General features: G+C 42.5%; 2 protein-coding genes. One reads left to right on the top strand and one right to left on the bottom strand.

The features are described from left to right. Window positions 1-149: 149 nt before the first annotated feature. On the bottom strand, window positions 150-1,394 hold the full coding sequence (locus NHN17_RS25430; protein ID WP_255045460.1) for an ATP-binding protein: 1,245 nt from the start codon (window positions 1,392-1,394) through the stop codon (window positions 150-152). A gap of 993 nt (window positions 1,395-2,387) precedes the next feature. Here NHN17_RS25430 and NHN17_RS25425 point away from each other — a divergent pair. Beyond that, window positions 2,388-3,242, top strand: a complete 855-nt coding sequence (locus NHN17_RS25425; RefSeq protein WP_255045459.1) for a dienelactone hydrolase family protein — start codon at window positions 2,388-2,390, stop codon at window positions 3,240-3,242. Window positions 3,243-3,630: the final 388 nt, after the last annotated feature.

The following is a 3,630-nucleotide window of genomic DNA, read 5'->3' as shown; positions in this document are numbered from 1 at the left end:
GGAGCCGGATGCGTTAGTAGCGCACGTCCGGATCTGCGCGGGGGGTGGCAGGTAACTGCCATTCCTACCGCGACCAACCGTTAAGCAAGGTATTGCCAATTAAATACCTGATTAAGTACTAGTTTCAGCTTGATCATTTTCTAGCCAACTCAATCGAAAGCTACGAACTTAGAGACAGGGATAAGCCAAACACCGTCGCCAACTTGGTACTGACGATCACCTGTATAAATCACCACCCCGTGATCAATCACGCCATCAGCAATACCTTTTTTAAGGTGCTTAACCCAGCTACCTGAATAAGTCATACCAGACTTAATCTCAACACCCACAGAGACACCTTCAGAAGTTAGAATTAGATCTATCTCGGCTTTGCTTTCCTTTTCTCTATAGTGATGCCTCTCAAACTCTGCATCATGAAGGTTAGCAAGCTTGCTCAACTCGGTAACGACAAATGACTCAAAAATATTACCCAGAAGTTTCCGATCATCCAGCAACTTACTCGCAGTTACACCCCGCAAATTACATACCAACCCAGTATCAACAAAATTCACTTTCGGCGAACTAATTAGCGCCTTGCCTTCATTTTTATGCCAAGCGGGCAGCATATCAACCAAATGAGACGACACAAGCGAAGCTATGTAGCCATCAGCTGTATTCCGAGCAATACTTAGGTCTTTGTAAAGATTACTCTTTACCAAGGTCTCAGAAACGTTTATGGCGAGGCTTTTTAACAGAACCAAAGCTTCCTCTGAATTTCTGATATTATAAACCTCTTCCAAGTCACTTCTTATCGTCGAGTTGATATAACTCTTAAACCAAGCTCCCCGACGTCGAGGTGCTCTCTCAACAACCTCTGGGTAGCCACCTATGACAACTCTGTCTACCAGCTCTTCCATAGAGATAGAACTACAAGGCTCCGTAAACTCTCCAGTCATCAACTCATCCAAAAATCTACACTCGGCACCAGCAATCTCAGCCTGCGTTAAAGGGTGAAGAGTCACCCACTCAACCCTACCCGCCATTGAGTCGCCCTTCCCTTGCGTGTCACTTTTAGTTTTGGATAACGCTCTTAAGTCAGCAGATCCCGTAATGACAAAGCTTCCCGGCTCTCGCTTTTCGTCAACAACCATTTTGATAGCAGATGTCAAATGAGGTGCCTTCTGAATTTCATCCACCAAAGCCGGAGTCTTAAGACTCCTAATTAAGCCGACAGGGTCGTCAAAAGCCGCCTTCAAAGTCGTTTGGTCATCTAGCGTAATCTGGTGCACCTTTCCGCTCGGGATCAGCTCTTTGGCGATAGTGCTCTTACCTACCTGCCTCGCACCGATAACCGCGAGGATCGGCGTGTCCTCCATAACCTCCAGCAAATAAGGCTTAATCGTTCGTTGCTTCATAACCTTGCAACCACCCATTTAATATACGTTAGTAATTTTGATAAATTTTACCCCTAAATGCTCAATAGGTACACCCCTAAATGCTCAATAGGTACACTCCTAAATGCTCAATAGGTACACCCCCAAATGCTCAGTAGGTACACCCCCAAATGCTCAGTAGGTACACCCCCAAATGCTCAATTGGTGTACCCCAAAATGCTCAATATGAACACCCTGCCAGATAACCAGTAGACCAACCCCCCATGCACAACAATTACCATCACCTACTCATTGCAAATTGAAAGTTATCCAAAATGACTAACTAAGATATAGTGATGTTGAAGCGTACTAAGGATATACCTTTCTGGAATTGAACCTGATTGAGAGCCATTTGGTCACCTCGTGCCGAGCGAGACTTGAGTGTAGCTTTGATCAATTACCAATCGAGCTGAAAGAGGTACGTAATCAGGTTCCTTTATTCCTGATGCTAAAATAGATAGTACCGTCTTAGTTGATGATGTGGAGGCGTATGTTGCTGATGGGCAAGAAAATAAGTGGGTTAGTATTGAGCAATTCGCCAGTCCGTACCCTATTCAGACTGCAAATTGCTAGAAGCTCTAGCTATATGCGAGCTAGCAACACGTAACAACAGAGCCACGCATAAACAGTATTTAGCATCTTTCAATGCGTAAACTATTGGTGGAGAACTCATCAAACCGTTAAGCAAGGTATTGCCAATTCTAAAAACCGTGAGCATACTGTATACCCAAGGCTCTGTTGTATTTCTGTGTTGTTACAGATTAATCAGCCTCTATCGGCAAACCAACTAAATCTTGCACGTTGATTATCACAGTCTCAAATTTCAGATAGTACAATCAAACATCGTCTAACTGTCGCTTGAATCATTATCCTTGTTGAACTTCAAGGACTCTTCGATACATAGCTACCGATCACAAACTGCGTGAATATGAATAGTTAATATAAAAACAATATGTTAATTACAAGACGATGAGAATGACTCCAACCAATAACTTTCTTACTGTAGGATTAGTTTGCTTCAGTATTTCTACTGGCGCACTAGCTAACAACTATGGGCAAAACATCCAGATACCAATGAAGGACAAAGGTATATTCTGGGATAGCGATATTTACTTAGAAGCAACCTTGTATAAGCCTGAGGGAGACGGCCCCTTCCCGACGGTAATCTTCAATCATGGCTCGACTGGTGGCAACAAGGCATTTGAAAAACAAACTGTGAACCCTTGGGGCTTTGGAGAGTATTTAGTTAATAAAAACATAGCATTAATTATACCAATGAGGAGAGGTCGAGGGAACTCTGCTGGCGGTTACAAGGAACAGTATACTTGTGATCCTAAAGGCATTAACGACGGCTTTGATTATGCTTTACAGTCTCTGGACGCCTCGTATCGATTTGTATTAGATCAATCGTGGGCTGATAAAGAGAAGCTAATGCTGGCTGGAAATTCCAGAGGAGGCATCCTTTCCTTAAGCTATGCCTCAGAGCATCCAAACGCATTTACTGGAGTTATCAACTTTTCGGGCGGATGGGTTGATGATGCCTGCAATACCAACGGTGACTCTCCCAACATACCTATATTTGAGAGTGCAGGTCATAAACTCAGCGCCCCAACACTATTTATATATGGGCGAAATGACCCATTTTACTCAGACAAAACAATCGAAAAATTTGCCAAATCTTATGAGGATGCAGGCGGGAAGTTGGAGTTTAAGTTTTATCAACTTGGGGCAGGAGTCGCAGGGCATGACGTATTCTACAAGTATTATCACCTATGGTCGAACGTAGTTGATCAGTATTTGGTAGACACTCATATGGATGTTAACCAGTAGCCTCTCTCAGCCAAAGCTGCTCTTCACCATAACCTTTACCTCGCAAAGCTCACCCTTGGAAATAAATTAAGACCGAAATTATGACAAACTGGTTTTAAATCTATATTTTATAGTGGGTTAGGCTAACAATTGATCTTGTGTAACTGCAACTATAGTAGCTGTCATAAAATTTTGTCAAATTAGCCTTGTTTTATCATTATCCATGTAAAAAACTGTCATAAAATCTGGTAACGTCACAGGCTTATGCTGATTTTCTTTAAGATGTAGTCATTTGAAAATCACAGGCTTGATTCGAGCCTGTAACTCATTTGTGGACAAAACTGAGTCAGTGATTTGACTAATTTAGGAAGTGATGAATAACAATAGGTAATGCAAAACCACCATGCGT

It is taken from the genome of Photobacterium pectinilyticum (assembly GCF_024357955.1).
Lineage (GTDB): Bacteria > Pseudomonadota > Gammaproteobacteria > Enterobacterales > Vibrionaceae > Photobacterium > Photobacterium pectinilyticum.
This window is presented reverse-complemented; position numbering and strand designations above follow the sequence as displayed.

What these genes read in the sequence shown, in the direction of transcription:
- NHN17_RS25425 (WP_255045459.1), top strand. Translation starts at nt 2,388, where the DNA reads ATGACTCCAACCAATAACTTTCTTACTGTAGGATTAGTTTGCTTCAGT.
- NHN17_RS25430 (WP_255045460.1), bottom strand. Translation starts at nt 1,394, where the DNA reads ATGAAGCAACGAACGATTAAGCCTTATTTGCTGGAGGTTATGGAGGAC.